Raw genomic sequence first — 26859 nt, forward strand, 5'->3', positions numbered from 1 at the left:
CGCACCGATGAACGGTGAGGGGCATGGGCTTTATGCGTACCGGCATCATGCGCGTTAGCGATGCCGGGCAGGAGGGTGTTGGATTGAACCAGGTAGCCGATTTTGCCGTCGTCGCGTCGCGCCGCATGATCTTCGATCTGCCCGTATGCGATCTCGACTGGGATGATGCGCTGACCTTCGTCAACGAACTCGCTTCCCTGCCAGTCGGACAGACCTCGATCTCCTTCGTCAATGCGCATAACATGCTCGTCATGTTGCGCGATGAAACCTACCGCAGTGTTCTCGAGCGCAATCTGGTGCTTCCCGACGGTATCGGCCTCGATATCGCCTCGCGCGTTGCTCATGGCGAACCCTTCCCCGCCAATCTGAACGGTACCGATTTCGTCCCCGCGCTGCTGACATTCATGGAGAAGCCGAAACGGATCGGCCTCTTGGGCGGCAAGCGCTCCGTCGTCGAGCAGGCAGCGGAGAAATTTCGCCGGCATGCCCCGTGGCACCAGTTCGTCGTCGTATCGGACGGGTTCTTCGATCCGGCTCGGAGCAGTGTCGTGACGGCGGAAATCAGCCGCCAGAAGATCGATGTGCTGATCGTCGGCATGGGTACGCCGCTGCAGGAAAAATGGGTCGCCGAGCATGTCGGCCCGCAGCACGCCCGTCTTGTTCTGACCGTCGGCGCGTTGTTCGATTTCATTTCCGAGACGGTGCCGCGGGCGCCAAGGCTCGTGCGCGCGATGCGCAGCGAATGGTTGTTCCGTTTGGTGTTGGAGCCGAACAGGCTCTGGCGGCGTTACATGCTGGGCATACCGCTATTCTTCTATCAGGTTGTCAGGCATCAGTTCGGCCGCAAGGAGCGCGTCCTTCGCGCGGAGCCGCATCCGTTGCCGCAGCGGCGTATTGCGCCGCCGAATAAATTAGCAAGCTAGTATTTGCGGGCTTGGCGTTAACTCTTTATTTGGCATGAAATTTTAGAGTGGGTTAACCATTTGCATTGGTCTCGGACCATGTGCGCGAGATAACCCGCCATGTTTGAAAGCAAAGCCAGGACCGGATTCCACCCCGACGATGCGCAAACCCAAACGGTTTCGCGGCGACCCGTCCGGCATGTCTCCCCTTACGATGAAGATGATGGCTTGGGTAGCGCGGTGAACTTACGCGCTGCCAACTCCGACGACCCGCGCGATGCGGAACTGCGCGCCATCCTGCGCAGACGGTTGAATGGCGATCCCTATCCGGTGTCCGGTAGACGAAGATCGCCGGAGATCGGAACGGCGGCCGAGCAGACGGAAGATGTCTCGCACGCCTACCGCCCGGAACGCCGCGAAATATCAGAGCTGGCATCGGAGCCTACGCCCGATTTGCTGGAATTCGTGCCCGATCTGCTTGAAGGCATAGGGGAGCTTCCGCAGCAGGTCGTCCCCGCTCCGGTTGTCGTTGAACAAGTATCCCGGGCCGGACGCTGGTCCCTCAGCTTTGGCGCTCTCTGTTTCATTGCCGCGGCCGCGCTGATGGGAGCGGCTATTCCCACTCTGCTTGCTCCGCCGCCGCTCTATGTGTCGCAGGCTGTTTTGCATGCGGAGGGCGAAGGTCGCGGGCGTCAGGCCCTGCTGGATGTCGCGGCGGCGCGTCTCGTCGCTCCATCCGTATTGTCCGACATTGTCGCCAGGATGAAGCTTGACCGCGATCCGGAATTTACCGGCAGTCGCGCAGGCGCTCTCGGGGTTGCCGTCGAGCTGCTTTCCGGCAGTGGCAACGCATCCGACGCGCCGTCACGCGCGCAGGCAACGCTGCGCAAAGATATTACCGTCGATATCGATAATCAGACGGGTCTGCTGCGCCTGAGCGTTACGTCGGGCGATCCTGCCAGATCGGCCGATATTGCCAACCGGCTTGTTATCGCTTCCCTTTATGATCCCGCCGTTGCAAAGGCGGCCGGTACGTCGCTTGAGGTAGAAACGGCGGCTGATCGCAGCCGAAAGGAGCTCGATCGCGCCTCCACTGCCCTTGCCGAATTCAAGGCGCGCTATGGCGAAGACAGGATTGCTGCGGCGGAAGCGCTCCGGCAGCAGCGTCAGCAGCTGGATGTACAGATAAAGGCAGCCGATCTGGCGGTACGCACCGCCAAGGCCCGTCTCGCGGCCGTCAAATCGGCCACGCTGGCATCGGTGCTGACCGGCGCATTGTCAGGCGATCTTTCGTCGCCGGGACTTGATGATCTGCGCAGCCGCTACAACGCCGCCAAATCACAGCTGACCCAGCTCTCGGTGCAGCTCGGCCCGCGCCATCCTCGCCTGCTTGCACAGCAGGCCACCGTCGATGATCTTGCGGCCAATATGCGCAGCCAGCTGCAGCGTCTGGCCGTCAGCAGCGACGCGGCCGTGAAAGCGGCTCTTGAGAAACAGGCCTCTCTCTCTTCGCAAATGACTGCCGCCAGCCCGGCGGGGAGCGATGTCGATCTCGGCCGTCTCGCACAGCTCCAGGATGCCGTCGCGACAGCGCAGAGCCGCTATGAGGCGGACCAGCAGAATGCCGCCATGACGGTGTCGGAAGCCAAGCCACCGCTGACGGTATTGTCCCAGGCGGTCGCTTCCGCCGCGCCGCTGGATGATCATCTGGCGAGCAATCAGGCTGCCGGCTTCCTCGCGGGGCTTGGCCTGGCACTTTGCGCCATATTCCTGCGCAAGTGGCTGGCTGGCGCGGAATTGGCAGAAGACCAAGCGGACGAAGAGAGCATCATGCCGATGGCTCGCGCTTTGCATCATGACGATGATATGGAGCTCCCATCATTGCCGGCGATCACGCCGGAACCATCGGCTGCTCTTGTTTCCGATGGTGCAGATCAGCTCGATATGGCGGACGAGTGGGTCCGCATCCAGCAGGAGCTTGCATCCCTCCGTGCCAAGGTCGAAACCTACGCAGTGCGCCGGCATCAGGATCGCGGCTGAGCGCCCCATCGTTTTCCCTTGCAATTACCGCTTTCAGACACCATAGGGCGTTGGCAGGCAACTCCGTCGGGCGGATGGCCTGTAGATTGCCAGCGAATTCATGATCGGGAGACGAGCGTGACGACAGTGATCGACGGGAAACAAGCGGCAGCTTCGGTGATCGAGGCCGTGAAGGCGGCATCAGCGGGACTTGAGGCGGAGGCCGGCGTGAAGACCGGGCTTGCGGTCGTCATCGTCGGCGACGATCCGGCCAGCCACGCCTATGTGAACTCCAAGAGCAAGATGGCCAAGGAGTGCGGCTTCAAGTCCATCCAGCACACGCTGTCGGCAGAAACGACGCAGGAAGAGCTGGCAAGACTCGTCCAATCGCTGAACGACGATCCGTCCATCCACGGCATTCTCGTGCAGCTGCCGCTGCCGAAGCATCTGAATGCCGATGCGATCATTCAGTCGATCCGGCCGGAGAAGGATGTCGATGGCCTGCATGTCGTCAATGCCGGCAAGCTGGCGACCGGCGATCTCGAAACCGGGCTGATCTCGTGCACGCCGGCCGGCGCCATGCTTTTGGTGCGCTCCATCCATGGCGAGGACCTGTCGGGGCTGAATGCCGTCGTCATCGGCCGCTCCAACCTGTTCGGCAAGCCGATGGCGCAACTGCTGCTCAATGCCAATGCGACGGTCACGACGGCGCATTCGCGCACGAAGGATCTCGCCTCGGTCGCCAAAGGTGCCGATATTCTGGTGGCGGCCGTCGGCCGTCCCGAGATGGTCAAGGCCGACTGGATCAAGCCCGGTGCCACTGTCATCGATGTCGGCATCAACCGGGTCGCGGCACCGGAGCGTGGCGAAGGCAAGAGCCGGCTGGTGGGCGATGTCGCCTATGCGGAAGCCTCGAATGTTGCCGCCGCGATCACGCCGGTTCCAGGCGGTGTCGGACCGATGACCATCGCCATGCTGATGGCCAATACCGTCATTGCAGCCCATCGCGCCGCGGGTAAGAAGCCGCCGAAATTCTAAACAGATTTCAGTCGGTCGGTGCAACGCCGGTCGATGCGCGCACGATCAATTCGGCCTTCCACAATTCCTGCGCGGGAAATGTTTCGGTACGCTTGATTTCGCCGATCAGCCGCTCGGCGATGCGCACGCCGGCTGCGCGCAATGATGAGCGCGTGGTCGTTAGCGGCACGGTGAAATTTTCTGGCTTGAGCAGGGTCAGCACGTCATCATGGGCGATCATCGAGATGTCTTCGCCCAGTCTCAGCTTTGCCTGATTGATGGCGCGAACGGCGCCGAGCGCCAGCACGGTACTGGAGCAGAGCACCGCGGTCGGGCGCTTGTCCTTTTCCATTTGCAGAATGCGCTCCATGGCTAACAAGCCCTGTTCATCCGTCATTGGCGTATGGCTGACGCAGGCTTCGTCAAGCGCCAGGCCACGCTCGGCAAGAGCCGCATCCATGCCGTTCTTCCGGCGAATGGCGAAATCGAAATAGATCGGGCCGTTCAAGAGGGCGAAGCGCCGGTGTCCGAGCTGCAGCAGCAGCTTCGTGGCGTCGTAGAAAGCGGCTTCATTGTCGATGTCGAGGAAGGGATAGTCTGGCTCGGAGCCGATGGAGCGTCCATGCACGAGAAAGGGCATGGATAGCGACTTCAGCATCTCCAGGCGCGGGTCGTGGCCGCGCATATAATTGACGAACAGCGCGTCGACGTTGCCGCTGGCGGCGAGCCGTCGCAAGGCGCCGACCTCATCGTTCGGATCCGCCGGCGTCAATACGAAATGGAAGTCGTGCCGCAAGGCTTCCTCGCCAAGGCCGGTCAGAAACTCCGAGAAGTGCACATCCGAGGAATTTCCCGGTGAAGTCGGCATGACGAGCCCGATTGAGCCGGCTTTGCCGGTGGCTAGTCTCTGGGCCGCCTTGTTCGGTCGGTAGCCGGTTTCCCGAACCGCTTTGAGAACGCGCTCGCGAGTCTCGCGATTGACCTCCGGATATCCGTTCAATGCCCGGCTGACTGTCGTCTGCGACAGCCCCAGCATTTGCGATAGCTGCTTCAGATTCACGGTATTCCAGCTCCTCCCACTGCATGCGGCCACGATGCCGAGACAACCTCCCGAAAAGTCTCAGGCTTTCAAAGCGCTTTCAATTATGTAGCAGCAGAAGCATGGGAGACAAGATAATTAGTGAAAAATCGACATGCATTCTATGCTGCAACGCGAGAATTGCTGTGTATACTGGCTGAAATCTGAAAATCGCTTGACTTTATCCCGCTCTCAATGGATGACAGAAGTAGCCAAAGCGCTTTGAGGAATAGCGCGCGCGGCACAAAACAGTGCCTGGGCTCATGGGTTTCGTTATTAGGGAGGACAACCGCATGAAGAAAATGTTTCTGATGACCGTCGCTGCCGCCGCCCTGGTGGCCGGTACGGCGATGGCTGCCGATCTGAAGTTCCAGCCGGGCCAGGACTCCAAGTTCAACTGGAAGAGCTATGACGACTTCAAGGCGGCGCATGCCGACCTGAAGGGCGAGACGCTGACCATCTTCGGCCCCTGGCGCGGCGAGGACGAGGCTCTCTTCACCAGCGTTCTGAACTACTTCACCGAAGCGACCGGCGTGAACGCCAAATATTCGTCCTCGGAAAATTACGAGCAGCAGATCGTCATCGACACGCAGGCGGGCTCGCCGCCGAACGTCGCTATTCTCCCGCAGCCGGGCCTGCTCGCCAACCTTGCCAGCAAGGGTTATCTGACGCCGCTCGGCGATGATCTCGCTTCCTGGGTCAAGACCAATTATGGCGCCGGCGATAGCTGGGTCGGCTACGGCACCTACAAGGGTAAGGACGGCAAGGACGCCTTCTATGCCTTCCCCTACAAGGCCGACCTGAAGTCATTGGTCTGGTATGTGCCGGAGAATTTCGAGGAAGCCGGCTACAAGGTTCCGACGACCATGGAGGATCTGATCAAGCTTTCGGATCAGATCGTCAAGGACGGCGGCACCCCCTGGTGCATCGGCCTCGGTTCGGGCGGTGCGACCGGCTGGCCGGCAACCGATTGGGTCGAAGATCTTATGCTGCGTCTGAACACGCCGCAGGATTATGACCACTGGGTCGATAACTCACTGAAGTTCAACGATCCGAAGGTCGTTGCCGCCATCGAGGAATTCGGCAAGTTCTCCAAGAATCCGAAATATGTTGCCGGCGGCGTTGCGGCCGTTGCCTCGACCGACTTCCGTGACAGCCCGAAGGGTCTCTTCACGGTTCCACCGAAGTGCTACATGCACAAGCAGGCATCCTTCATCCCGTCCTTCTTCCCGGAAGGCACCAAGCTCGGCCAGGATGCGGACTTCTTCTACTTCCCGCCCAGCGCCGCGCATCCTGAACTCGGCAAGCCGGTTCTCGGCGCCGGCACGCTGGCAGCCATAACCAAGGATTCGAAGGCCGCCCGCGCCTTTATCCAGTTCCTGCAAACGCCGATCGCCCAGGAAGTCTGGATGGCCCAGTCCGGCTTCCTGACGCCCTACAAATCCGTCAACACGGCTGCCTACGCTAACGACACGCTGCGTAAGGAAGGCGAAATCCTGACCACGGCCACCACCTTCCGCTTCGACGGGTCCGACCTGATGCCGGGCAAGATCGGCGCAGGCTCGTTCTGGACCGGCATGGTGGATTTCGTCGGCGGCAAGTCCGCGCAGGATGTGGCCGACGGTATCCAGAAATCCTGGGACGCCATCAAGTAAGACATTATAGCTCCGGCGCCGCCGGTCGAAGCCGGCGGCGCTATGAGGCATATGACGGCGCGCCCTTACGCGTGGCCGACGGCGGGCTGATGGACAAAAGCAGGTAAATTCGGGGAGGGAAGGGATGTTTTCGCAGATCGTATCGGCGATTGGCGCCATGATATTCGGCGTTGCCATTTGCGCCGCTTATTTCTGGTTTTCCAACAAGCTCTTGGACTTGATCTTTCCGGCAAGAGAGGGGGACGACGTTCATCGAGCGGCCGTCAACCTTCGCCGCCGCGGTCTCATCCGCCCCTGGCTGTTCCTGGGGCCGGCCTTGTTCCTGCTCGTCGTCTATCTCGTCTATCCCGTCGTCGCGACTTTCATTCTGTCCTTCTATGGCCCGGACGGCAGCAAGTTCGTCGGCGGCGCCAACTATATGTGGGCGCTCAACGACATCGAATTCCGTCAGTCGATCTTCAACAACATCCTCTGGCTGGCGGTCGTGCCGGCCGCCTGCACCTTCTTCGGTCTCGTCATCGCCGTCATGACCGACCGCATCTGGTGGGGCAATATCGCCAAGGCCGTCATCTTCATGCCGATGGCGATCTCCTTCGTCGGCGCCTCGGTCATCTGGAAATTCATCTATGAATATCGCGGCGGCACGGATGCGCAGATCGGCCTTCTGAACGCCGTCGTCCAGTTGTTCGGCGGCACGCCAGAGGTCTGGATCACCATTCCGTTCTGGAACAATTTCTTCCTGATGGTCATGCTGATCTGGATTCAGACAGGCTTCGCCATGGTCATCCTCTCGGCGGCTTTGCGCGGCATTCCGGAAGAAACCATCGAAGCAGCCGTTATCGACGGCGCCAATGGCTGGCAGATCTTCTGGAAAATCATGGTGCCGCAGGTCTGGGGCACGATTGCCACGGTTTGGACCACGATCACCATCCTCGTCCTCAAGGTGTTTGACATCGTGCTCACCATGACCAACGGTCAATGGAACACGATGGTGCTCGCCAATCTGATGTTCAACTGGATGTTCCGCGGCGGCGGCGACAGTGGTCGAAGCGCCGTTATCGCGCTCGTCATCATGATCGCAGTCACGCCGATCATGATCTGGAACATCCGCCGTGCAAACGCAGAAACGAAGGGGCGCTGACATGGTTGGAAATCTCGGTCGCATCGGCCCCGCCCGCATCTTCGTTCACGCCGCGGTGCTGCTCATCGTCTTGCTCTGGCTGCTGCCGACGCTCGGCATTTTCGTCACAGCACTGCGCGACAAGGATCAGATCGTCGCTTCCGGCTGGTGGACGGCCTTTGCCGGCTCGTCGCGCACCACGGCAGCCCGCCTCGACGGTCCGGATAAGGCAAAGCCGGACGGCGCAAATTTCGTGATATCAGGCACGCTCGCCATCGAAGGCGGCGGCAAGATCCAGTCCTTCGGCCTGCGCGTACAGGAGCCGGCAGCCTACAAGGCTGGCGCTCCCGCCGCGCTGGAAAATGGTGAGACGCTGACGATCAACTCCGACGGAAGCTATCGCTATCAGAAGAATGGTCCGTTCGAAGCTGATGCGCGGGCGAAGCGCGTCTATTTGACGGTTGCCACGCCGCCCCAATTCACGCTCGACAACTATCGCAACGTGCTAGGCGGCGAGGGTATCGGCCAGTCTTTCATCAACTCGCTGACGGTAACGATTCCCGCGACGGTCATTCCGATCCTGATAGCCGCCTTTGCGGCCTATGCGCTTGCCTGGATGGAGTTTCCAGGCCGCGCGGTTCTGATTGCGCTCGTCGTCGGCCTGATCGTCGTGCCGCTGCAGATGTCGCTGATTCCGCTTCTGCGCATCTATAACGAGATCGGCCAGATGTTCGGCGTGCCGTCGAAGACCTATCCCGGCATCTGGCTGGCGCACACGGCCTTCGGTCTGCCGCTCGCCATCTATCTCCTGCGCAATTACATTGCCGGCCTGCCGAAGGAAATCATCGAATCCGCGCGCGTCGATGGCGCCAGCGATTTCGACATTTTCGTCAAGATCATCCTGCCGTTGTCATTCCCGGCACTGGCCTCCTTCGCGATCTTCCAGTTTCTTTGGGTGTGGAACGACCTTTTGATCGCGATGGTCTTCCTCGGCACCGACAAGGATCACCTCGTGCTCACGGCCGCCCTCAACGCGCTGCTCGGCTCGCGCGGCGGCAACTGGGAAATCCTGACGGCCTCGGCCTTCGTCACCATCCTTATCCCACTCCTCGTCTTCTTTGGTTTGCAGCGCTATCTCGTGCGCGGTCTGCTTGCCGGGTCGGTGAAGGGGGGCTGATTCAAAAACACCTACTTACTACAGGACCCACTCAGCATGAGCATTGCTCTTCAATCGGCTTCGGAAGTTGATAAGGACTGGTGGCGCGGCGCCGTGATCTATCAGATCTATCCGCGTTCCTATCAGGACTCCAACGGCGACGGCATCGGCGATCTCAAGGGCATCGCCGTCCGCCTGCCGCATGTCGCATCGCTTGGCGTCGATGCGATCTGGATTTCGCCGTTCTTCACGTCGCCGATGCGCGATTTCGGCTATGACGTCTCCAATTATGAGGACGTCGATCCGATCTTCGGTTCGCTCGCCGATTTCGATGCGATGGTGACGGAGGCTCATCGTCTCGGCATCAAGGTGATGATCGATCTGGTGCTGTCTCACAGCTCGGATCGCCATCCATGGTTCGTTGAAAGCCGCTCGAGCAAGAATAACCCCAAGGCCGATTGGTATGTCTGGGCAGACGCCAGGCCGGACGGCACGCCGCCCAACAACTGGCTGTCGATCTTCGGCGGCTCGGCCTGGGCGTGGGATCCGACCCGCATGCAATATTACCTGCACAACTTCCTGACCTCGCAGCCGGATATGAACCTGCATAATCCAGAGGTGCAGGATCGCTTGCTTGATGTCGTACGTTTCTGGCTCGACCGTGGCGTCGATGGCTTCCGTCTCGACACCATCAATTTTTACTTCCACGACAAGGAATTGCGCGACAACCCGGCGCTGGAGCCCTCGCGCCGCAACGCCTCCACTGCACCGGCGGTCAATCCCTATAACTTCCAGGAGCATCTCTACGACAAGAATCGCCCCGAGAACCTGGAGTTCCTCAAGCGCTTCCGCGCCGTCCTCGACGAATATCCAGCCATTGCTGCCGTCGGCGAAGTGGGCGACAGTCAGCGCGGCCTCGAAATCGTCGGCGAATACACCTCCGGCGGCGACAAGATGCATATGTGCTACGCCTTCGAATTCCTGGCGCCGGATGCCCTGTCGCCGGATCGCGTCGAAGAGGTGATGAATGACTTCGATACGGCTGCTCCGGAAGGCTGGGCGTGCTGGGCCTTCTCCAACCACGACGTCGTGCGACATGTCAGCCGCTGGGGCAATCTGGTGGCGGACCGCGATGCCTTCGCCAAGCTCTATGCGGCGCTGCTGCTGACCCTGCGCGGTTCCGTCTGCCTCTATCAGGGCGAGGAACTGGCGCTGACGGAAGCCGATCTCGCCTATCAGGACCTGCAGGACCCCTATGGCATTCAGTTCTGGCCGGAATTCAAGGGGCGGGATGGTTGCCGCACGCCGATGGTCTGGGACAGCCAGGTGGCGCAGGGAGGCTTTTCCACCGTCAAGCCTTGGCTGCCGGTGCCGGTCGAGCATATCCTGCGCGCCGTCAGCGTCCAGCAGGGCGATGAAAATTCGGTGCTGGAGCAGTACCGTCGCTTCCTCGCCTTCCGCAAGCAGCATCCGGCCTTCGCCAAGGGCGAGATTGCCTTTTCGGAGCCGCAGGGCGAAGTGCTGATCTACACCCGCACTTATGCCGGTGAGACCATTCTCTGCGTCTTCAACATGAGCCCTGTCGAAACGCTGGCAACCCTGCCTGATGGCAATTGGCAGGCGTTGACGGGACACGGCTTTACCAGCAACAACTACGGCAGCAGGATCGATATTCCGGCTTGGGGCGCCTACTTCGCGCGTCTTGCCTGACCTTTGGGAGGAGGAAGCATAATGACGGGACTTGTTCTGAAGGATATCAAAAAATCCTACGGCAGCGTGCATGTGCTGCACGGCATCGATCTGGAGATCAACGAAGGCGAATTCATCGTCTTCGTCGGCCCCTCCGGCTGCGGCAAGTCCACCTTGCTCAGGATGATCGCCGGCCTGGAGAGCATTACGGCCGGGGATATGATGATTGCCGGACAGAAGGTGAATGAGGTGCCGCCGTCGCGGCGCGGCATTGCCATGGTCTTCCAGTCCTACGCGCTCTACCCGCATATGACGGTCTACGACAACATGGCCTTCGGCATGCGCATCGCCGGCGAAAGCAAGCAGGAGATCGACCGGCGCGTGAGGGCGGCGGCAGCGAGCCTGCAACTCACGCAATATCTGGAGCGTCTACCGAAGGCACTTTCGGGTGGTCAGCGCCAGCGCGTCGCCATCGGCCGCGCCATCTGCCGCAATCCGAAAGTCTTCCTGTTCGACGAGCCGCTGTCGAACCTTGACGCCGCCCTGCGTGTCGCGACCCGCATCGAGATCGCCAAGCTCAGCCAGTCGATGCCGGAGACGACGATGATTTACGTCACCCACGACCAGGTGGAGGCCATGACGCTGGCCGATCGCATCGTGGTGCTGTCGGCTGGCCGCGTCGAACAGGTCGGTGCACCGCTCGAGCTTTACGAGCGCCCGGCCAATCTGTTCGTCGCCAAGTTCATCGGCTCGCCCGCCATGAACGTCATCCCGGCGACGGTAACCGAAACCGGCTCGACGACCACCGTGACGCTGACAGGCGGCAAGGCCGTAACGCTCGATGTTCCCACGACGGCCGACGAGAAGGGCAAGGCGGCGAGCTTCGGTGTGCGTCCGGAAGATTTGCGTGTCGCGACGGGTGACGACTATCTCTTCGAAGGCGAGGTTTCCATCGTCGAGGCGCTCGGCGAAGTGACCCAGCTCTATCTCGAAGGTCTGGTCGATGGCGAGCCGATTATCGTCAAGATTCCCGGCATTGCCGATATTCATCGCGGGCAGAAGATGCGCTTTACGGCCGACCGGCAGAAGCTGCATCTGTTCGATGCCAGCGGCCATTCCTATCGCAAGTAGTGGCTTACGGGAGCGTCGCCGGCTCAAACAAAGGTGAACAACAAAATTCATCTTGGGCCGGCGCGTTCAAACCTTCTGTTAAAGACCGGCTGATAGTCTCCCTCCATAATATACTTCAGGGGTCTCCTAAGATGGCCGCGTTCGGCAGAGCTAATTCGGGTCAGCATTTCCTCAACAAAGAAGAATCTTTCATGTATGACCGCGAGGTGCGGTTTCGCATGGAAGATACGATGAACGCGGCGCGCCTCGAATACACCGAAAAGGGCGTGATGAACCTTGCGTCCCGCCGCTGCGATATTATCCGTATCTCGCAGAGCAGTGCGGTTCTCGCGATCCTCACCCAGTATAATCTGCCGAAACAATTCTATCTGGATATCCCCGACGCGCGCATTACCAAGATCGGCTGCGTGTTGATGAAGGTCTTCTCCAACAACACCGTCGAAGTTCGTTTCCTGCGTCTTCTCACCGAGAGGGAAATGAACAAGATCTTCGTCTACAGCACGCATCCGGCCCATAAGAACCGCGTGCTCGATATCCGCGCCTGATCGACGGCCACAAGAAACAGGCATAGCGATCCACACGGCAGACGGTTCAGATTTCCGTCCGCCATTTTTCGAGCGCTTCCTCAAGATATTTGATCAGCGGCAGCCTGCCATTTTCCCGCAACCATTTGTCGACCGACAGGCGCAGCGGACTGACTGCGATCATCGAAACCAGCCGCAGACCGTCCGGGTCCTTCGTCGGAAACAATTCGCACAGGGCCTGGTAGGCGATTTGCTCGAGCTGCAAAGAGTTGCCTCGTGCGCGGGCGCGCAAGATCTCGCTTTGACGTAAAAGCTTGGCAGTCTCCAGAAGCCGAGGCGCTTCCGCCTCGATGCGGGCCACAAGTCCCAGGGTGGCTTGATGGACGACCTCTAGGGGTCGCCCGGCTGAGGCATTCTCCATGATGCCAGTCCGCAGCGCGTCCATATATCGGCGCTGATGCGCCAGAAGAATATCGTCCTTGCTCTTGAAGTAATAAAAGAAAGTCCGGCGGGAAATCCCGGCCGCCGCCGCAATCTCCTCGATTGTCGTTTCCTGATAACCTTTCTCAAGAAAGGATTTCATTCCGACGTCCGCTATGCGTTGAAAGGTCACGCGGCGCTTCTGCTGGCGCAGGCCTTCCGGCTTGGATGGTGCATCGTGCATTGGATCATCTTGGCATGAGTCGCAACGCCGCTCAAATCTGGCGCATGCCCCGTGGCTCCTTCTCTGTGGTCTCAATCTCTGGTGAAATAAATTCTCCGCCTCGCTCCCCGATTGCCGCAAATCGGCCGATATTAATATTACACTCAGTGCGATATTTAATGTTGATGCTGATGTTCATAACCCGGTGCAGGAGCACAAACATCCATGGCAGCCAATGCAATCTCAAATCACGCTGGAAGTAAGACCTATGGTCCATATGCCGCCGAAAGCCGTAGGACGCGCGATATTTGCTCGATGGCTCTGCTGTTGAGCGTGCTGGGGGGCTGTGCCGCCGCGCCGCTGGATCGGGCGGGATCCCTGCGATCCTATGATGGCCTGGCCCGATCGGACGGGTTGGCCGCACACTCGCTTCTGAGGGTGAGCAAGGACGATGTTCTTGCGGCCAAAACCGTGAAGATCATTCCCACGGCCTTTTCCATGCGCGCCGAAAGCGCCGCCTTCACACTTAAGCAGCGCGATCTCGTCACCAATGCCGTCGACAGGGCGCTTTGTTCCGGGTTGGGCGAGCGCTTTGCCGTCGTCGGTCTGTCCGAGCCGGCGGATTTGACCGTCCGCGCCGTCGTGACGCAGGTCAAGGCCACCAATGCCACCGCCGTCGGAGTCTCGAAAGTCGCGTCCGTCGGCAAGAGCGTATTGCTGCCGGGTGTACCGGTTCCCGTTCCGCGCATTCCGATCGGCATGGGCAGCCTCTCGCTTGAGGCGGAGGCTTTCAATCCCCAAGGCGTACAAAAAGCTGTCATGATCTGGGGACGAGGCGCGAACGCATTCTTTGATTCGGGCACCATCGCCAAGGAAGGGGATGCCTATAGCCTCGCCGCCAAATTCGGCGGCGATTTCAGCAAGATGCTGGTCAAGGGCAAGACGCCGTTCGGCGCTGCACCCTCTTTCCCATCCCGGGCGAGATTGGCGGCCCTCGTCGGCCGCGCGCCCAAGTATGAGGCCTGCAAGGCGTTCGGGAAGTCACCGGGCGTAACGGGCTTTGTGGGAGCACGACTTGGCCTTCCGCCTGCCTGGACGGACAAGGCTCCACCGGAAGCAGGAAATACTGCAACGAAAGCTCCTTGATCAGCCTTCGATGTCGCCCTGCCGAAATCCGGCGGACAATCTCAGTGGCGGAACAGGACGCTTGCGCCCTGATCCGCCGGCCCTGCGGCGTGACGGAAGGGAGCGAAGAGTTCGCGGCCCATGCCGAATTCATTCTCCGAGAGATCGGCCACGACCGGCTCGCGCTCCGCCATATCGGCGGCATCGACGAGGACTTCCAGCGTACCGGCGATCGCATCGATGCGGATGATGTCGCCTTCCCGGATGCGGGCGATCGGGCCGCCGTCGACGGCCTCCGGCGTTACATGAATGGCGGCCGGGACCTTGCCCGATGCGCCCGACATGCGGCCGTCGGTCAACAGAGCCACGCGGAAACCGCGATCCTGCAGCACGCCGAGTGCCGGCGTCAGCTTGTGCAGCTCGGGCATGCCGTTGGCCTTCGGTCCCTGGAAGCGGACGACGGCGACGAAATCGCGGTTCAGCTTGCCGTCCTTGAAGGCCTGCTGCATCTCGAGCTGGTCGTGGAAGATCACGGCCGGCGCTTCGATGATGTGGCGCTCCGGCTTGACGGCGGAAATCTTGATGACCGCCTTGCCGATATTGCCGCGCAGCATCTTCAGGCCGCCATTGCTCTGGAAGGGCGTGTCGATGCTTGCCAGCACTTTCGGGTCGTGGCTTTTTTCCGGGGCGGGCTCGCGCACCACATTGCCGTCAGCACCGAGCTTGACGTCGATGGAGTAGCTCTCGAGGCCCTGGCCGTAGACGGTGCGCACGTCGTCGTGCAGCAGCCCCTTCTTCAGAAGTTCCTTGATGAGGAAGCCCATGCCGCCGGCAGCATGGAAATGGTTCACGTCGGCAAGGCCGTTCGGATAGACGCGGGCAAGCAGCGGGATGATGTCGGAAAGCTCGGAAATATCCTGCCAGGTGAGCACGATGCCGGCGGCGCGCGCCATGGCGACGATGTGCATCGTGTGGTTCGTCGAGCCGCCGGTCGCATGCAGGCCGACGACGCCGTTGACGATCGAACGCTCGTCGATCATCTCGCCGGCCGGCGTGAATTCATTGCCCATGGCGGTGATGGCGAGTGCGCGCTTGGTCGCCTCGCGCGTCAGGGCTTCGCGCAGCGGCGTGCCGGGGTTGACGAAGGAGGCGCCCGGCATATGGAAGCCCATGATCTCCATCAGCATCTGATTGGAATTGGCCGTGCCGTAGAAGGTGCAGGTGCCGGGGCCGTGATAGGATTTCGATTCCGCTTCGAGGAGTTCGGCGCGGCCGACCTTACCTTCGGCATAGAGCTGGCGCACGCGTGACTTCTCGTCATTCGGCAGCCCCGAGGTCATCGGGCCGGCCGGGATGAAGACGGCAGGCAGATGGCCGAAGGAGAGGGCGGCGATGACGAGGCCGGGGACGATCTTGTCGCAGACGCCGAGGAAGACGGCGGCATCGAACATATTGTGCGACAGGCCGACGGCAGCCGACATGGCGATCAGGTCACGCGAGAAGAGCGAGAGTTCCATGCCGGGCTGGCCCTGCGTTACGCCGTCGCACATGGCCGGCACGCCGCCGGCCACCTGGGCGATACCGCCCGCTTCGGCCGCAGCCTCGCGGATGATCGCAGGATAGGTTTCGAACGGCTGATGCGCCGAGAGCATGTCGTTATAGGAGGTGATGATCCCGAGATTGGGCACCTGGTCTCCGGCCAGTGCGTCCTTCTCGGAGGGGGAACAGATGGCGAAGCCATGCGCAAGATTGGCGCAGCCAAGCACGGAGCGTTGTGCTCCCTTGCTTGCGGCGCTACGCAGGCGGTCCAGATAGCGCTCGCGCGTCGGTTTCGAGCGCTCGACGATGCGTGCGGTAATCGCTGATATGCGGGCGTCAGCGGCCATGGTCGATCTGCCTCCGTCTGTTCTGCGCGGTGCCCGTGAGATCTGTTTCGGTAAAGGGCGCGGCGCGGGATCCAAAAGTCAATGCTTTGTCGCTGCGCCCGCAAGGGCACATGGCGCAGCATGGTTGCTGTGTCATTCAGGGTTCGATGACGAGGCCCGTCGGCCGTGTCAGGGAGCCCAATAAATCTCGACCGGGGAAGCCGCCCGCCGCAGCATGGAGCGGATCGGCATCTCGGTTTCCTCGCCCGCCGCTTCGGCTTTGGCGAGAACCTCTTTCTTTCCTTCTCCCTCGATATGGAGCACCAGCAATCGGGCATCCTGAAGGCTGGAGAAGGTGAATGTCAGCCGCGGCTCGCCGGCACCTTCCGCTTCCATCGTGATGATGCCGCGCGGGGTGTTCGGATCGAGTGCGGTTGCGAGATTGCTGCCGCCCGGAAAGAAGGAAGCGGTGTGGCCGTCATTGCCCATGCCGAGGATGGCGATATCGAAGGGATGGCCTACCGCTTTGGTTTCTTCCGTGGCGATGACGGCAGCCTCCTCGACGGAGGCCGCAGCCTGATAGAGCGGAAGGAACTTGGCGGCTGCCGCCTTGTCCTTCAGCAGATTTTCCTGAACGAGCAGGTGGTTCGAACGCGGATTGTCCGCCGGCACGAACCGTTCGTCGACGAGGGTGATCGTCACCTTGCCCCATTCGATCGAGCGCGATGACAGCGCCTGGAAGAAGGCCTTCGGCGTCGAGCCGCCGGAGACCGCGATGCTTGCGGAGCCGCGCGTCGCGACGGCGACCGAGAGGGTCTCGGCCACCTTGTCCGCGAGCTTGCCGGCGAGTTCGGCACCATTGGCAAAAGCATGCATATTCGCTGTCATCGTTATCGCCCCGGATTAGATGTCGTCGTGCCAGGTGCGGCCGTCACGCTCGATGAGCGCGATGGCCTGGCTCGGCCCCCAGGTGCCGGCCGTATAGCCCTGAACCTGCTGGCCGGCTTCTTCCCAACCCTTGAGGATCGGGTCGACCCACTTCCATGCTGCTTCCACCTCGTCGCGGCGCATGAACAGCGTCTGGTTGGAGCGGATGACGTCCATCAGCAGGCGCTCGTAGGCGTCCGGATTGCGGACGTTGAAGGCAGACGCAAAGCTCATGTCGAGCGAAACGTTGCGCAGGCGCATGCCGCCCGGGCCAGGGTCCTTGATCATCAGCGACTGCTTGACGCCTTCGTCCGGCTGCAGGCGGATGATGAGCTGGTTAGCGACGATGCGGCCGGCGGCCTGGTCGAAGATGGTGTGCGGAATGTGTTTGAAGGTGATGACGATCTCCGACATGCGGCCCGCAAGGCGCTTGCCGGTGCGGATGTAGAAGGGAACGCCAGCCCAGCGCCAGTTGCCGATCTCGGCCTTGATGGCGACGAAGGTTTCGGTATTGGAAACGCCGCCTTCCAGCTCATCGAGGTAGCCTTTGACCGGGCCGCCTGCCGAAGCGCCGGCACGATACTGGCCGCGAACGGTCGCCTGCTCGACGTTGGAAGCGTCGATCGGCTTCAGCGCGCGCAGCACCTTCAGCTTCTCGTCGCGAACGGCTTCCGAATCCATCGAGGAGGGGATTTCCATCGCGGTCAGGCAAAGCAGCTGCAGGATGTGGTTCTGCACCATGTCGCGCAGGGCGCCAGCGGTGTCATAGTAGCCGGCGCGGCCTTCGAGACCGACCGATTCAGCGACGGTGATCTGCACGTGGTCGATGTGGTTAGCGTTCCATAGCGGCTCGTAGAGAGCGTTGGCAAAGCGCAGCGCCATCAGGTTCTGCACGGTTTCCTTGCCGAGATAATGGTCGATACGGAAGATCTGCTCTTCCTTGAAGACCTTTCCGATCGTGTCGTTCAGCTGCAGGGCGGATGCAAGGTCGCGGCCGATCGGCTTTTCGACGACGATGCGGGTCTGCTTGGTGATCAGCTTGTGATCGTGGATCTTCTGCGAGATGTCGCCGAAGATGCCCGGAGCGACGGCGAGATAGAAGGCGCGCACGCGCTCCTTGCCTTCGTCCAGGATCTTCTTGAGCTGATCCCAGCCGGCGTCGCTGCGGGCGTCGACCGGCACGTAGAACAAGCGAGCCAGGAACTTCTTGACCTCGGCGTCGTCATATTCGCCCTTCTTCAGGTGTTCCTTGAGGGCGGCGTCGGCAAATTTGCGGTATTCTTCATTGGAAAGCGCGCTGCGCGAAGCGCCGATAATGCGGGTTGGCTCGGAAAACTGACCTTCGACCTGACGATGGTAAAGAGCGGGCAGGAGCTTGCGTTCGGCAAGGTCGCCGCTGCCGCCGAAAACGACATAATCAAATGGTTCAACGGGAATGATCTGGCTGCTCATGAGCTATCTCTCAATCGGTCTTGGTTGAGGCCCCTTTTAATCTAATCGATTTAAAAAGGCCAGTGTGCATCGCAAAATTCAGACTCGGTTTCTAGAGCGGATTACCGGCGAAAGAAATCATCTTCCGGTTTTCAAAACCTGTCGCGCAACGCAAACCACGAGAGCGCCAGGAACAGCAGAGGCGCCCGCATGCGTGCACCGCCGGGGAAGGGCGGAATGTTCAGCTCCTTAAAGAGATGAAGCTCGTCCGCATTCCCGAGAACCGTTTTCGCATAGAGTTTACCGCAATAATTTGACAGCATCACCCCGTGGCCGGAATAACCGCCGATCGAAGTGACACCCGGCATGACTTCGCGCACGAAGGGCTGGCGCGGCATGGTGATGCCGACCGAACCGCCCCAGGCATAGTCGATCCTGATATCGCTAAGAGCCGGATAGATTTCGGTGATTTGCCGGCGGATGTGCTGCGTTATGTCGCGTGGATTGTCTGACGTATAAGCCTCGCGCCCGCCGAACAGCAGGCGTCCATCCCTCGATTTGCGGAAATAGCGCACGACGAATCGCGAATCGGCCACCGCTTCATTGCCGGGCAGCACGGCCGGAAAGCGGTCGAGCGGTTCGGTCGCACCGATGAAGGAGCGGATCGGCATGACGTGACTTGCCGTCACCGGCTCCAGATTGCCGATATAGCCGTTGCAGGCGATCAGCACCCGGTCGGCGGTGATCTCGCCGCCATCCGTTTCGATGATCGTCTTGCCGCCGGGCTGCCGAAAACCCTTCGCCTTGGTCATCTCGAAGAGAGACGCACCGGCCTCAGCCGCGACGCGGGCGAGACCGATGAGCAGCTTCAGCGGATGGATATGGCCCGTGCCCATATCCCGGACGCCATAAAGATAGAATTGCGAACCCAGCCGCTCCTGGGTTTCTGCCCGATCCATGAAGGTCATATGCGGGTAGCCGTATCGGGTCGCGGCGATCTCCGCATTGTCCATATAGTCGCGCTTGTAGCCGCGCTTATGCGTGACATTCATCTGGCCGGGCAGGAAGTCGATGTCGATGTCATGTTCGGAGGCGAAATCGAGCAGATGGCGCTTGGCATTCTCGGCCAGATCGAAGAGAGCCTTCGAGCGCTCGTAGCCGATCTTCTCTTCCATCTCCTCCGGCCACCAGCGCTGGCCGGTGCCGAGCTGTCCGCCGTTGCGGCCGGAAGCCCCGTCGCCGAAGCGGTTGGCGTCGATCAGAACGACGTCGACGCCGCCCTTGGCGAGATTATAGGCGGCCTGCAGGCCGGTATAGCCGCCACCGACGATCGCGACGTCCGCCCGGCGCGACCCGTCGAGCTTCGGATAGATCGGACGCGGGCCGACGGTCGCCTGGTAGAGGGAAAGGCCCGGCGCAATCGGACTCTGCCATGTTTCCTGTAGCGTCATGGACAGCTTCCTCACACGTTGAGCAGAAGGAATTCCCGCTCCCACGGGCTGATCACCTGCATGAAGGTCTCGAATTCGCCGCGTTTCACGCCGGCATAGATGCCGATGAAATCCTTGCCGAAGACCTCTTCGAAGGCCGGCTCGTCTTCCATCAGCGCGATGGCTTCGAGGAGACCGCGGGGCAGGTCGATAGAGCCTTCGTTGGCGGAATCCTCGGTCGGCGCCGTCGGCTCCACCTTTTTCATGATGCCGAGCAGGCCGGAGGCGAGCGAGGCCGCGAGCGCCAGATAGGGATTGGCATCCGAGCTCGGCAGCCGGTTTTCCACACGCCTCGCCTGCGGATCGGAGATTGGCACGCGGAAAGCCGTGGTACGGTTGTCGTAGCCCCAGGCATTGTTGACAGGGCAGGACATGTTCGGCGCCAGCCGGCGATAGGAGTTCACATAGGGCGCCAGCATAGCGAGCGCATTCGGCACGAAGCGCTGCATGCCGCCGATGAAATGAAAGAACTCGGGCGAGGGGCTGCCGTCCGGATTGGTGAAGACGTTCTTGCCCGTCTCGATGTTCACGACCGACTGGTGGATATGCATCGCCGATCCCGGCTGGCTCTGCATCGGCTTGGCCATGAAGGTCGCATAGATGCCGTGCTTCAGCGCCGCCTCGCGGATCGTGCGCTTGAACATGAACACCTGGTCGGCAAGTTCGATCGGATCACCATGGCGCAGGTTGATTTCCAGCTGCGCCGGCCCTTCTTCATGGATCAGCGTGTCGATCTCGAGACCCTGCTTCTCGGAGAAGTGATAGATATCGTCGATCAACTCGTCGAACTCGTTGATGCCGGCGATCGAATAGCCCTGGCCGCCGAGGATCGAGCGGCCGGAACGACCCTTCGGCGGGTGCAGCGGATAATCCGGATCGTCATTCTTGGCGACGAGATAGAATTCGATTTCCGGCGCCACCACCGGCTTCCAGCCGCGATCGCGATAGAGCCCCATGATGCGCTTCAGTACGTTGCGCGGCGTATAGGAGACTTCCTGTCCCTCGGAATTGACGATATCGCAGATGACCTGCGCGGTCGGATCCGTTTCCCAGGGCACGACTGACAGCGTGGACAGGTCGGGGACCAGCTTCAGGTCGTTGTCGCGCGGCTCGTAGCGGAAGCTTTCGGTCTCTTCCGGATACTCGCCGGAGATCGTGTGCCGATAGATCGCCGAGGGGAGTGCCAGCGACGTGTTGGAGGTGAATTTCGAGGTCGGCATCATCTTGCCGCGTGGCACGCCGGCAAGGTCCGGCGTGATGCATTCTATGTCCTCGATCCCGCGTGCCCGCAACCATTGAGCCGCTTCCTTCCAGTTTGCCACGCCGCGTGCCGATCTCAGACTGGGGGGTACTATTGGTGCTTTCGAGACGGGTATGGAAGCTTTCAGCGGGGTCTTTCTCGCGGGCATAAAACACCGTATTTGGGTTGATCGGTGAGTGCATCATAACTGCAGTTTGCCAATTGGCGAGGGGGAAAACCGCTCGGACTTTCGCCGTATGATGGAAAAATGACAGAGAGCGCGGCGAAGAATAAAGGGCTGAAGCGTGACCGGCAGATATGATGTGATCGTCCTTGGCGCAGGCGCTGCCGGCATGATGTGCGCCATCCGCGCCGGCCGGCGCGGTCGGTCCGTTCTCGTGCTCGATCATGCCGCCGCACCCGGCGAAAAGATCCGCATTTCCGGCGGCGGCCGCTGCAATTTCACCAACATCCATGCCGGTCCGAAGAACTTCCTGTCCGCCAATCCGCATTTCGCCAAATCGGCGCTGGCGCGTTTCACGCCTGCCGATTTTCTGGCCATGGTCGAGCGCCATGGCATCGCCTGGCATGAGAAGACGCTTGGCCAACTCTTCTGCGACGACAGCGCCAAGGACATCATCCGGATGCTGACGGACGAGATGCGCGCGGCTGGGGCAGCGCTGCGGTTGCGAACGGAAATCGGCGACATCGAGCAAACCGCCGGCGGCTATCGTGTCGGCACCTCCGAAGGCGTTTTCGAGGCATCCTCGCTGGTGGTGGCGACCGGCGGCAAGTCGATCCCCAAGATGGGGGCTACCGGTTTCGCCTATCGCATCGCCGAGCAATTTGGTTTGCCTGTTGTCGAAACCCGGCCCGGCCTTGTGCCGCTGACCCTCGATCCGCAATTGCTTCAGCGTCTGGCGCCGCTTTCCGGCATTGCCGCGCCTGCGGAGATCCGTCACGGCAAGACGGCGTTCCGTGAGGCGTTGCTTTTTACTCATCGCGGCCTCAGCGGCCCCGCCATCCTGCAGATTTCATCTTATTGGCGAGAGGGCGAGGAGATCACCGTCGTAATCGAGCCCGATATCGACATTTTCGCACTGCTGAAGAAGGCCAAGCAGGTCAATGGCCGGCAATCGGCGCAGACGGCGCTTGCGGAAATTCTGCCGAAACGGTTGGCTCAGCATATTGTCGAGAGCGAAGGCATCTCGGGCAACATGGCCGATCTATCGGACAAACGCCTGCAGCAGCTCGCGGCTTCTATTCAGTCCTGGCCGGTCAAACCTTCCGGATCGGAAGGCTATCGGACCGCCGAAGTGACCCTCGGCGGCATCGACACGGCTTGCCTCGATTCGCGGACGATGCAGGCGAAAACCCATCCCGGCCTGTTCTTCATCGGCGAATGCGTCGACGTGACCGGCTGGCTCGGCGGCTATAATTTCCAATGGGCGTGGGCCTCCGGGCATGTAGCCGGCGAAGCGGCTTGAACCGCCGTTTCAAGGCCTTATCGGCACCTTGAGAAAATGGAACCCGCCTCTGTTTCTCGCGTTTTCCTTCCCTACATTATTAGTGAATACATTGGCAGTTGCCGAACGCACCGTTTGCCGGTTATCGTGTCAGTGCGAAAATGGGAATATACTCATGAACAGAACACATCGTCGCGCCCGCGCCATTGCAATCGCTCAGACCCGTGACAATGCCAAGCTTTTGGCGGCAAGGCTGTTGATGTTGGCGACCGGCGTTACCGCCGCTTGCATCGCCTACCTTACCGTACGCGGCTTCTGATTTCAGCCGCCACATTGCTCTTGGCCGTCGTTGAACGGCAGCCTTGGCTCGCGCACAGAGATAGATCTCTCCCTCCGCTTTTCAGCGTTTGATTGTATGCTGCGGGTCACACTACGTCCTTATCTGAAAATTAATTAATCACGCCGACAATCCCTGTCGATTTCTTGGGGCGCTCTACTGCAAGCTGGAGCCGAAGCAATGATTGCTTCCCGACTTATACTCGGGAACCCCGCCTGCCGATATTTCAAGAGCGATGATTATACATCCGGTCAGCGCCGAGGCGGCGTCGACGGGGGGAGCGGTGTGTGAGAGGTCTGGGCCAAAATGTTCATTGACAAGATATTGTCGCGTTTCAACATCAAGACGAAAGTCCTGATATTCGTCCTGCCGTTCGTCATCAGCATTTCCGCCGTGGGCCTCACCGGGCTTTATGCGTCGGGCCTGCTTCAGGGCCGCATGGAGATCTCCAACAGCGTCCTGCAGTCCCTGACCGGGTTCAAGAACCTCTATGGTTCCATGGATGACTTCCTGCGCATCACCAACACGCAGCAGCGCGACAAGCTCTATGAGGACATCAAGTCGCAGCAGGGCGTGCTGAATGCGACCCTCGGCCAGCTCGGTGCGGATGCGGATGGCCGCGACAATCTGACCGACGCGATGGCAAAGACCGCCGACATGTCCAACCTCGTCGGCAGGCTGTGGTCTCTGCACGAACAGGAACTCTCGCTGCGCAAGACGATCGACGACGCCCAGCGTGCGTTGATCAGCGCCCGCTTCAACGTCAATTTCAATAGCCAGCAGCTTGAAGACCAGATGCGGAAGGACCAGGCGGATGCGACCTCGACCCTGCGCTCGGCCGATCGGTTGCTGAAGGGCGGCGACCTACTGGTTGCCGTGGCGCAAGACTTCAATAACGCGGCGACGCCGGCCGACAAGGTCAAGCTTCTGAAGGATCGCCTGCCGGATCTGAACAAGGCACAGCGCTCCATCGACCTTGCCTTGCCGCAAAACCAGAAGAGTGTTGTCCAGTCGCTCGTGGGTACCATCAAGGATCTTGCCGCCTTCACCGAAAGCACGGATGTTCCGACCGACGATACAATCACCAATATCAGCCGGCTGCTTTCGCGCTTCCGCCAGACCTCGACCTATACGCAGCTGACGGCGACGCAGATGATGCGCCAGGCGACCACGACCTTCGTCTCCCTCGACGCCCGCGTCGCACAGACCAATTCGGTCCTGCAGGACACGCGCCGCCTTGAAGACTCGATCTATTCGCTGCAGCTCGTGCTGGCCGATTTCAACGCCAATACGAACAAGGACAATCTCGTCCGCCTGCGCCAGGAAGTCTCCAAGCTCGGTGGCGATATCGATACGCTGAACCAGAGCGCGAAAAGCATGGATTTCGCCGGCGACATCGACTCGGCCATTCGTCCGGCCATCAAGTCCATGGATGAGGCCGGCGGCAAGTTGGTCGATACCATCAATCAGCGGATCGGCGAATATGCCAGTGCCCGCCAGCAGCTCGATCAGGTCTGGGGCCAGCTGACCGCTTTCGCCGAGACGCAGAAGCAGAGCGCCGGCAGCGAGCGCAACCAGGCAAATTCCATATCCATCCTGGCAACTGCACTCGGCATCATCCTCTCGGTTGCTGGTGGCATCGCGCTCGTCCTGACCCTGCAGCGTCCGATCGGGCAGATCACCGCCGCCATGCGCCGCATCGCCGATGGCATGCTGGAGACCTCGATCTCCGGCGAGCAGCGCCGCGACGAGATCGGCGACATGGCCAGAGCCCTCGGCATCTTCAAGGAAAACGCCATTTCGAAGATCCGCATCGAGGAGCAGAGTGACGAGGAACGTGCTGCCGCAGAGCACGAACGCCAGCGCAACGATGCCGAAAAGCGCGAGCTTGACCGTCAGATCGACTATGCCGTCAGCGAGCTTGCCGCCGGTCTCGAGCGCCTTGCCCAGGGCGATATCTCGGCGACGATCGACACGCCTTTCATTGGCCGGCTCGAGCAGCTGCGCCAGGACTTCAACAGTTCGCTGTCCCGCCTGCAACAGACGCTGAGCCAGGTCCGCAGCAATGTCGAGATGATCCAGAGCAACGGCGCTCAGATGGCGGCTTCCGCCGAGGATCTCTCCAAGCGCACCGAGCAGCAGGCCTCTTCGCTGGAGCAGACCGCCGCTGCCGTCGACCAGATCACCACGACGGTCCGTTCATCTGCCGAGCGCGCGAAGGACGCCGATGCAATCGTGCGCGAAGCCAAGCGCAGCGCCGATGACAGCTCCGTCGTCGTCGGCAACGCCATCGATGCCATGTCGCGTATCGAAGACGCCTCGCGCCGGATCGAGCAGATCATCGGCGTCATTGATGAGATCGCTTTCCAGACCAACCTTCTTGCGCTCAATGCCGGTATCGAAGCCGCCCGCGCGGGCGATGCGGGCAAGGGCTTCGCGGTCGTCGCCATGGAGGTGCGCGAGCTGGCACAGCGCTCGGCCGCTGCCGCCAAGGAGATCAAGGGGCTCATCAACAAGTCGACCGAGGAGGTCAATTCCGGTTCGCAGTACGTGCAGGAGGCCGGTTCGGTGCTCGCGCAGATCAGCAGCCAGATCGTGACGATCAGCCACCATGTGGAAATGATCGCCCGCGCCAGCCACGATCAGGCAAGCGCGCTGCAGGAGGTCAACTCCTCGGTCAATCACATGGATCAGATGACCCAGCAGAATGCCGGCATGGTAGAAGAAACCACGGCGGCGAGCCGCGAGCTCGCCACCGAGGCCGATGCCCTGCTGCACCTTATCCTGCAGTTCAAGATCGAGACCGGCTATAGCGCGAACTACATGCGCGAGCAGGCGGCCTGACCGCAGCTGGTGTTGCTATCGCAGGCGGATCGGCCCATTTCCGGCCGGTCCGCCTTTTTCATTGCCTGGAGTCGGGTGCTCAAAGCGACAAATATCCGCTCAATCCATATGAAGAGCCGCGGCGGCTCGAGCCCGTAGTCGAGGTAGAATAAATCCTCGTCGCAGCGCCATTGCTCTTCGCGCGCCAGGCTCTGTATTTCTATGGCTTTCGCCAGGGCCATGCTGTCCATCATGAGATGTCTCCTTCCGTGAGGCATCCCTTCAACTACACATGCGAATTTGCTTTATAAACAGCCATGATCATCTTATGTTTTTCAATTATGAAAAACACGACATGGGATTCCTATCAGCTTTTTCTGGATGTCGCCCGTGGTGGCGGCCTGACCGGCGCGGTTGCTTCCAGCGGCTTGAGCCCGGCGACGATCGGCCGGCGCATGCTGGAGCTGGAGGGGCAGGTCGGACGCCCGCTGTTCGAGCGCAGCCAGGCGGGCTACACGCTGACCGGCAACGGCCAGGCCCTGTTCGACCAACTGCTGGAGATGGAAGCCGCCGCCCGCAAGGTCGATAGCTGGCAGCGCGATGCTCAGGGCGCATCGATCGTGCGTATCGCTGCCGGCACCTGGGTCGGCTGGCTGCTCAGCCAGAACATGCCGACTATCTGCTCGGAGCGTGACGGGTTCGGCATCGACCTTCATCTCGGCGAACGCCGTGCCAGCCTCGCCCATCGCGAAAGCGATATCGGCATCCGCGCCTTCGAGCCGGAGGAGACCAATCTCGCCGCCATCAAGACCGGCGATGTCGCCTATGCCGCCTATCAGGCCCGCAACATGCGTTTTTCCGGCCCGCAGCGCTGGATCGCGGTAGCGGAGGAGGAGGCGATCTCGGCCTATCTGCGCTGGCCGCACCAGAACAAGCGCGAGGAAATCGTTTTTACCGTCAGTCGCCCGCGTTCGCTGCACGATCTGGTGCTTGCCGGCTCCGGCATTGCCGTACTACCCTGCTTCGTCGGCGACCAGGAGCCGCGGCTGGCGCGGGTCGGCGAGGAAATTCCGGAGCTGCGCCATCGGCAGTGGATTGTCATGAACAATGCCGACCGTCATCGCCGGGAGATCCGCACCGTGGTCGACCGCATGACCAAATTGCTGAAAAGCCACGCCGAGCTCTTTGCCGGCAAGCGTCCGACCTATCTGTAAAGAAACC

The 26859-nt window shown here is 60.9% G+C and carries 22 protein-coding genes; 14 read left to right on the plus strand and 8 right to left on the minus strand.

Annotation, left to right across the window (positions count from 1 at the left end; all coding sequences use genetic code 11):
- Positions 1–83: 83 nt before the first annotated feature.
- The 3 genes from I8E17_RS01470 to folD all read left to right on the plus strand — a co-directional run bounded on the left by I8E17_RS01470 (position 84) and on the right by folD (position 3959).
- The gene (locus tag I8E17_RS01470; RefSeq protein WP_069611394.1) at positions 84–923 is read left to right on the plus strand and encodes a WecB/TagA/CpsF family glycosyltransferase; all 840 of its coding nucleotides are present in this window, start codon (positions 84–86) and stop codon (positions 921–923) included.
- A gap of 219 nt (positions 924–1142) precedes the next feature.
- Positions 1143–2942 (plus strand): succinoglycan biosynthesis transport protein, encoded by a 1800-nt coding sequence (locus I8E17_RS01475; RefSeq protein WP_229002064.1) that lies wholly within the window; start codon positions 1143–1145, stop codon positions 2940–2942.
- A 117-nt stretch (positions 2943–3059) separates the two neighbouring features.
- Positions 3060–3959 carry a bifunctional methylenetetrahydrofolate dehydrogenase/methenyltetrahydrofolate cyclohydrolase FolD gene (folD, locus tag I8E17_RS01480; protein WP_219510994.1) on the plus strand — a complete coding sequence of 300 codons (900 nt, stop codon included), beginning with the start codon at positions 3060–3062 and terminating at the stop codon, positions 3957–3959.
- Positions 3960–3966: 7 nt separating this feature from the next.
- Here the strand turns inward: folD and I8E17_RS01485 are convergent, their stop codons facing one another.
- On the minus strand, positions 3967–4998 hold the full coding sequence (locus tag I8E17_RS01485) for a substrate-binding domain-containing protein (protein WP_069612308.1): 1032 nt from the start codon (positions 4996–4998) through the stop codon (positions 3967–3969).
- Positions 4999–5309: 311 nt separating this feature from the next.
- Here I8E17_RS01485 and I8E17_RS01490 point away from each other — a divergent pair, with 311 nt between their 5' ends.
- From I8E17_RS01490 to I8E17_RS01515, 6 genes are all read left to right on the plus strand, one after another.
- Positions 5310–6671, plus strand: a complete 1362-nt coding sequence (locus tag I8E17_RS01490; RefSeq protein WP_069612309.1) for an ABC transporter substrate-binding protein — start codon at positions 5310–5312, stop codon at positions 6669–6671.
- A gap of 124 nt (positions 6672–6795) precedes the next feature.
- Entirely contained in the window at positions 6796–7812 is a 1017-nt protein-coding gene (locus tag I8E17_RS01495) for a sugar ABC transporter permease (protein WP_069612310.1), read from the plus strand.
- 1 nt (position 7813) lies between these two features.
- The gene (locus tag I8E17_RS01500) at positions 7814–8968 is read left to right on the plus strand and encodes a carbohydrate ABC transporter permease (protein WP_069612311.1); all 1155 of its coding nucleotides are present in this window, start codon (positions 7814–7816) and stop codon (positions 8966–8968) included.
- 36 nt (positions 8969–9004) lie between these two features.
- Positions 9005–10657: an alpha-glucosidase gene (locus I8E17_RS01505; RefSeq protein WP_069612312.1), complete on the plus strand. Its 1653-nt coding sequence runs from the start codon at positions 9005–9007 to the stop codon at positions 10655–10657.
- Positions 10658–10678: 21 nt separating this feature from the next.
- Positions 10679–11767 carry a sn-glycerol-3-phosphate ABC transporter ATP-binding protein UgpC gene (gene ugpC, locus I8E17_RS01510; protein ID WP_069612313.1) on the plus strand — a complete coding sequence of 363 codons (1089 nt, stop codon included), beginning with the start codon at positions 10679–10681 and terminating at the stop codon, positions 11765–11767.
- 191 nt (positions 11768–11958) lie between these two features.
- The gene (locus tag I8E17_RS01515; protein ID WP_069612447.1) at positions 11959–12312 is read left to right on the plus strand and encodes a hypothetical protein; all 354 of its coding nucleotides are present in this window, start codon (positions 11959–11961) and stop codon (positions 12310–12312) included.
- Positions 12313–12358: 46 nt separating this feature from the next.
- Here I8E17_RS01515 and I8E17_RS01520 read toward each other — a convergent pair whose 3' ends face one another.
- Positions 12359–12955 carry a TetR/AcrR family transcriptional regulator gene (locus I8E17_RS01520; protein ID WP_069612314.1) on the minus strand — a complete coding sequence of 199 codons (597 nt, stop codon included), beginning with the start codon at positions 12953–12955 and terminating at the stop codon, positions 12359–12361.
- Positions 12956–13159: 204 nt separating this feature from the next.
- Between I8E17_RS01520 and I8E17_RS01525 the strand changes: the two genes are divergently transcribed.
- Complete coding sequence (locus I8E17_RS01525) at positions 13160–14080, plus strand: DUF3313 domain-containing protein (protein ID WP_069612315.1); 921 nt, start codon at positions 13160–13162, stop codon at positions 14078–14080.
- A 41-nt stretch (positions 14081–14121) separates the two neighbouring features.
- Here the strand turns inward: I8E17_RS01525 and edd are convergent, their stop codons facing one another.
- From edd to I8E17_RS01550, 5 genes are all read right to left on the minus strand, one after another.
- Positions 14122–15945 carry a phosphogluconate dehydratase gene (gene edd / locus I8E17_RS01530; protein ID WP_069612316.1) on the minus strand — a complete coding sequence of 608 codons (1824 nt, stop codon included), beginning with the start codon at positions 15943–15945 and terminating at the stop codon, positions 14122–14124.
- 168 nt (positions 15946–16113) lie between these two features.
- Complete coding sequence (pgl, locus tag I8E17_RS01535) at positions 16114–16812, minus strand: 6-phosphogluconolactonase (RefSeq protein WP_069612317.1); 699 nt, start codon at positions 16810–16812, stop codon at positions 16114–16116.
- A 15-nt stretch (positions 16813–16827) separates the two neighbouring features.
- On the minus strand, positions 16828–18303 hold the full coding sequence (zwf, locus tag I8E17_RS01540) for a glucose-6-phosphate dehydrogenase (protein ID WP_069612318.1): 1476 nt from the start codon (positions 18301–18303) through the stop codon (positions 16828–16830).
- Between the two features lie 131 nt (positions 18304–18434).
- Entirely contained in the window at positions 18435–19733 is a 1299-nt protein-coding gene (locus I8E17_RS01545) for an FAD-binding oxidoreductase (protein ID WP_069612319.1), read from the minus strand.
- A gap of 11 nt (positions 19734–19744) precedes the next feature.
- A complete protein-coding gene (locus I8E17_RS01550; RefSeq protein ID WP_069612320.1) occupies positions 19745–21181 on the minus strand; it encodes a glutamine synthetase family protein in 1437 nt (478 codons plus the stop codon).
- Between the two features lie 136 nt (positions 21182–21317).
- Here I8E17_RS01550 and I8E17_RS01555 point away from each other — a divergent pair, with 136 nt between their 5' ends.
- The 3 genes from I8E17_RS01555 (at position 21318) to I8E17_RS01565 (ending at position 25659) form a co-directional block, all read left to right on the plus strand.
- Positions 21318–22499: an NAD(P)/FAD-dependent oxidoreductase gene (locus tag I8E17_RS01555; protein WP_083258160.1), complete on the plus strand. Its 1182-nt coding sequence runs from the start codon at positions 21318–21320 to the stop codon at positions 22497–22499.
- A 154-nt stretch (positions 22500–22653) separates the two neighbouring features.
- Positions 22654–22797 carry a hypothetical protein gene (locus I8E17_RS01560; RefSeq protein WP_173002499.1) on the plus strand — a complete coding sequence of 48 codons (144 nt, stop codon included), beginning with the start codon at positions 22654–22656 and terminating at the stop codon, positions 22795–22797.
- Between the two features lie 324 nt (positions 22798–23121).
- Positions 23122–25659, plus strand: coding sequence for a methyl-accepting chemotaxis protein (locus I8E17_RS01565; protein ID WP_069612321.1), 2538 nt, complete (start codon positions 23122–23124; stop codon positions 25657–25659).
- Here the strand turns inward: I8E17_RS01565 and I8E17_RS01570 are convergent.
- The gene (locus I8E17_RS01570) at positions 25635–25892 is read right to left on the minus strand and encodes a hypothetical protein (RefSeq protein ID WP_069612322.1); all 258 of its coding nucleotides are present in this window, start codon (positions 25890–25892) and stop codon (positions 25635–25637) included. The two genes, I8E17_RS01565 and I8E17_RS01570, sit on opposite strands and share 25 nt — an antisense overlap.
- 87 nt (positions 25893–25979) lie before the next feature.
- On the opposite strand from I8E17_RS01570, the gene I8E17_RS01575 reads away from it, so the two are divergent.
- Positions 25980–26852, plus strand: a complete 873-nt coding sequence (locus I8E17_RS01575; RefSeq protein ID WP_069612323.1) for a LysR family transcriptional regulator — start codon at positions 25980–25982, stop codon at positions 26850–26852.
- Positions 26853–26859 lie beyond the last annotated feature (7 nt).

The sequence above is a fragment of the Rhizobium sp. AB2/73 genome (assembly GCF_020871915.1).
GTDB classification, from domain to species: Bacteria; Pseudomonadota; Alphaproteobacteria; order Rhizobiales; family Rhizobiaceae; genus Rhizobium; species Rhizobium dioscoreae.

Excerpts from the sequence above, each read along its gene's own strand:
- I8E17_RS01490 (WP_069612309.1), top strand. The coding sequence starts at position 5,310 with ATGAAGAAAATGTTTCTGATGACCGTCGCTGCCGCCGCCCTGGTGGCC.
- I8E17_RS01495 (WP_069612310.1), top strand. The coding sequence starts at position 6,796 with ATGTTTTCGCAGATCGTATCGGCGATTGGCGCCATGATATTCGGCGTT.
- I8E17_RS01500 (WP_069612311.1), top strand. The coding sequence starts at position 7,814 with ATGGTTGGAAATCTCGGTCGCATCGGCCCCGCCCGCATCTTCGTTCAC.
- I8E17_RS01505 (WP_069612312.1), top strand. The coding sequence starts at position 9,005 with ATGAGCATTGCTCTTCAATCGGCTTCGGAAGTTGATAAGGACTGGTGG.
- ugpC (WP_069612313.1), top strand. The coding sequence starts at position 10,679 with ATGACGGGACTTGTTCTGAAGGATATCAAAAAATCCTACGGCAGCGTG.
- I8E17_RS01515 (WP_069612447.1), top strand. The coding sequence starts at position 11,959 with ATGTATGACCGCGAGGTGCGGTTTCGCATGGAAGATACGATGAACGCG.
- I8E17_RS01520 (WP_069612314.1), bottom strand. The coding sequence starts at position 12,955 with ATGCACGATGCACCATCCAAGCCGGAAGGCCTGCGCCAGCAGAAGCGC.
- I8E17_RS01525 (WP_069612315.1), top strand. The coding sequence starts at position 13,160 with ATGGCAGCCAATGCAATCTCAAATCACGCTGGAAGTAAGACCTATGGT.
- edd (WP_069612316.1), bottom strand. The coding sequence starts at position 15,945 with ATGGCCGCTGACGCCCGCATATCAGCGATTACCGCACGCATCGTCGAG.
- pgl (WP_069612317.1), bottom strand. The coding sequence starts at position 16,812 with ATGACAGCGAATATGCATGCTTTTGCCAATGGTGCCGAACTCGCCGGC.
- zwf (WP_069612318.1), bottom strand. The coding sequence starts at position 18,303 with ATGAGCAGCCAGATCATTCCCGTTGAACCATTTGATTATGTCGTTTTC.
- I8E17_RS01545 (WP_069612319.1), bottom strand. The coding sequence starts at position 19,733 with ATGACGCTACAGGAAACATGGCAGAGTCCGATTGCGCCGGGCCTTTCC.
- I8E17_RS01550 (WP_069612320.1), bottom strand. The coding sequence starts at position 21,181 with ATGCCCGCGAGAAAGACCCCGCTGAAAGCTTCCATACCCGTCTCGAAA.
- I8E17_RS01560 (WP_173002499.1), top strand. The coding sequence starts at position 22,654 with ATGAACAGAACACATCGTCGCGCCCGCGCCATTGCAATCGCTCAGACC.
- I8E17_RS01565 (WP_069612321.1), top strand. The coding sequence starts at position 23,122 with ATGTTCATTGACAAGATATTGTCGCGTTTCAACATCAAGACGAAAGTC.
- I8E17_RS01570 (WP_069612322.1), bottom strand. The coding sequence starts at position 25,892 with ATGATGGACAGCATGGCCCTGGCGAAAGCCATAGAAATACAGAGCCTG.
- I8E17_RS01575 (WP_069612323.1), top strand. The coding sequence starts at position 25,980 with ATGAAAAACACGACATGGGATTCCTATCAGCTTTTTCTGGATGTCGCC.